Below are 3,337 nucleotides of genomic sequence, written 5' to 3'. Positions count from 1 at the left end.
CCGGGCGGGCCTTCACATCGGCCCACATCAGGTACATCGGCGCGGTCCACACGTCCATCGGGCGGGACGCGGTGATCCCGGTACGTCCCTGGAGCCAGCCGCCGGGCAGGAACCGGGTGCGTCCTGCCCCGGTCCGCTTCGCCTCGACGACCAGTCCGGCGGTGACGAGTTCACCGGCCGCGAAGTCGATGTCCTTCTTCTTCCAGCTGTTCCAGGCCCGGATGTGGGCGTCCGTGGGGTCGGCGAGGGCAAGCAGCTGGAGATAGTAGGCGGCGGCACTTTCACTGAGGTGCAGGGTGGCGGCGACCTCACTCACCAGGTCCGGAACGCAGTTGCGTGGGTCCAAGGGGCAGCCGGGCAGGTCAGGGTGGACAGTGTCCAGATCGGTGATGAGGTCATCGAGCAGGCCTTCGACGCCGACCCGGACCGCCTGGTCCTCGGGGGTGACGTTGCCGCGGAAGCCCTTGTCCTCCACGCTGGTACCCAGGTCCATCTCCCCGAGACGGGTCCGGTGCCGGGGTTCTGCCATGTACTCTGCGGCCGCGGTGTTCACGGTGCGCAGCAGGTCGGCGACCGCGGGACGCCTCTCATCGGACAGGGACATCCCGGCGACCAGGGCGAGCAGAGCGGCGGTGGCCCCGGCCGGGTCGGTGGTCTCCCCACGGTAGAGCAGTCCGGTCAGTGCCTGGGCGGCGGTGCAGTAGTTGCCGACCGACCGTGCGGCAGCCTGTTCCCACTCCCCGTCGGTGAGACGGACGGTCGGTTCCGGAACTTCCCGGGCTCCGGCGACGACTGCTTCAACAGTCCCCTGGCCGAGGCTGAAGACCTGCTCACCGGCGAGGTCCGCCTGCTTCGCGGTCAATCCGTAGTTTGTCCGGTCGGTCGCGTCGAGGTACCGGGGGTCGCGGAATCCGCCGAGGAGCATCCGGACCGCCGGGGTGGACAGGCCGGTGTTCTTCCGCATCCGGGTGACGGCGTCCCCGTCGATCACGGGGTCCGGTGCGTCGGTGGACGCCACGTCCAGGGCGTCGAGCCCGGTGAGGAACTCCGCCTTGTCCATGCCCAGGGCATCCTCGGGGGGACCGCCGATCACCGGGACGGTGAGGTCGGACAGGTCGGCCCTGCGGACCAGGACGGTTATCCGGTTGTCGTTGTATCCCGGCTGGAACCGGGCACCGTGCAGGCTGAGAACTGGTGCCCCGGCGTCATGCCAGGTCAGTTCCTGTTCCGGGAACTCGTCGGCGAGCTCCGGAGTCAGTTCCACGGTGGCGGACGTCCAGGGTCCGCACCACAGTCCGGCGTCCACCATCTCCCGGGCGAGGGCGACAAGGGTGGGGACCGTCTCGCGGGGAATCAGCGGGGACGCCCAGTGGCTCAGCAGCATCCGTTCCCGGCCTGCCAGGTGAGCCACCGACCTGTGTGCCCCGTAAGGCTCGAAGGTCACTCCGGTGGGGTGGTCGGCACCGGCCCAGGTCAACAGGTCGTTCGTCGCCGAGGTCCACATGACGGTATCGGCTCGCAGCGGCCACGGGGACAGCCAGCCCACCACCTCGTCGGTGAGTGCGGTGGTGACCGTCGGTGCAGCGTCCTGCCCGTCTGCCTCGTCGGGGAACACCTGTGCCCGCAGTGCGTCGGCGGTCGCGGCCAGTGCAGCACAGTCTGCCGCGAGGTGGCTCAGAGCGACCGGCAGGGTCAGGTCCGCCCCAGCGCCACGGTCGATGCCGAGTTGTCCGGCCAGGACGCCGATCGCCGGGGCCTCCAGGGTGGAGTTGACGGTGGTGGTCGTCTCCCGGGTCAGATTGTAGTGATCAGGGACAGGGACTTTACGCTCCGGGTCCTGAACCAGGGTGTCGATGACCTCAGTGGCCAGCTCCGTGGTGTAGCCGCGCATCCGGGCGCTGGCGCCCCGGTCCCGGTAGCCGGCGAAGCACCAGGCCAGTTCCGGGAGCCGTTCCAGGACATGACGGCGTCCGGCAGCATCGGAAGAGCAGCTCAGGGCGGCGCCGTCAGTGGTGCGCCGGGCACCGTAGCCCAGCCGCCACACCTCCCCGGCGGTGCCGGTAATGATCCTGCCGGCGTCCTCAAACCGGCCGAGCGGAGTGACCTGACGGTGTGCGTTCCACACCTGTGTCCCCGCCGCGTCCCCGTAGACACGGACCAGGGTGCCGTCAACGGCACCGAGCGGATTGTCCACCGATGCCGTTTCCGGGACGGGGAGAGCATAAACGTTCTCCCAGTTGATTCTGCGCCACAGATCCCGGGGATCGGCACCTGTGGGCAGGACCTGCGCCAGCAGGCCGGACAACCCGGTGGCCTCGAGGATCTCCACAGCGCTGGTCACCGTGACCGCGTCCTCGCCGGTCCCGGAGGCCGGGTCCCACCGTTGCAGGTTCTTCCCGGAATCGTTGACGGTGAAGGTCCCTGTCCCCGGTACCGCGATGACAGTGGCCCAGCGGTCCTCAGGGATTCTTCCGTGATCGGCGAGCACCATGTCGCAGACCAGCCGACCTCCGGTGCAAGGCAGCGTGCCGGCTCCGCCGACAGTCACTGTGCTGTCTGTGGGGGTCGCCGCCGTGTCCCCCTCCCACCACAGGTAGCCGTCGTATCCGTCCCGGAACAGGACGAGGACGCTGTCACCGACCGTGAGAACCTGACGGACGTCTTTCCCTGCCGTCGGTGCGGTCAGTGTCTTTGTCACCCGGGGCCCGTCAAGGATCTCGATCCGGTCACCGGCGAGCACCGCGACCTGCGGGAACGTACTGAAAACCTGGGCCTCTTCGCCGGTCTCCTCCCGAAGCCTATCCACGGAGTTCTCCAGAGTCGGCCAGGCGTACTCCACCAGCAGCCCGGCGCGGACAGCGGCGGTGAAGGACGCGACGGGGTTGACGGTGAACAGGGTGCGCAGTGCCTCAGGTGCCAGTTCAGCGAGGCGCGGGTCAGCCAGGTGAGGAAGCTTCTTCTCCAGGTCGTGGCCGAGGTCCGGGAGCGCCCCGGCACGCTGGCGGCGACGCTCGGCCAGATACTCCAACCAGCGGGTGAGCATGGTGCGGGTCCCGGAGTACGTCAACAGGACGTCAAGGTGTTTCGTGAGATCGGTGACCTCCCGGGCGGCCAGAGAGGTCATGGCCCGCAGGCCGAGGGTGGGGTGGGCGGCCAGGGCGTCGAGGTTCCCGTGGGGGTTTCGGGCCCACCGGTCCAGGGCGGGCCACCGGATCTCGGTGGCTTCTGCGGTGACCGCGCCGACAGCGCACAGCGCGTCGAGGACGGCAGGATGCAGGGTGGGCCACTGCGGGACCAGCGGTAGCGGCCCCAGGTCGGTGAACCCGGCGCGTGCGTG

1 protein-coding gene is annotated in these 3,337 nt (G+C 69.3%); it reads right to left on the bottom strand.

All coding sequences use genetic code 11. From position 1 onward, the window contains the following. The coding region (locus tag QZV72_RS06895; protein ID WP_297006593.1) for a hypothetical protein at positions 1–3,337 on the bottom strand (3,337 nt) is incomplete at both ends.

Source organism: uncultured Corynebacterium sp., assembly GCF_902782855.1.
GTDB lineage: Bacteria > Actinomycetota > Actinomycetes > Mycobacteriales > Mycobacteriaceae > Corynebacterium.
The sequence above is the reverse complement of the archived record's forward strand: the minus strand, read 5'-3'. Positions and strand labels throughout refer to the sequence as shown.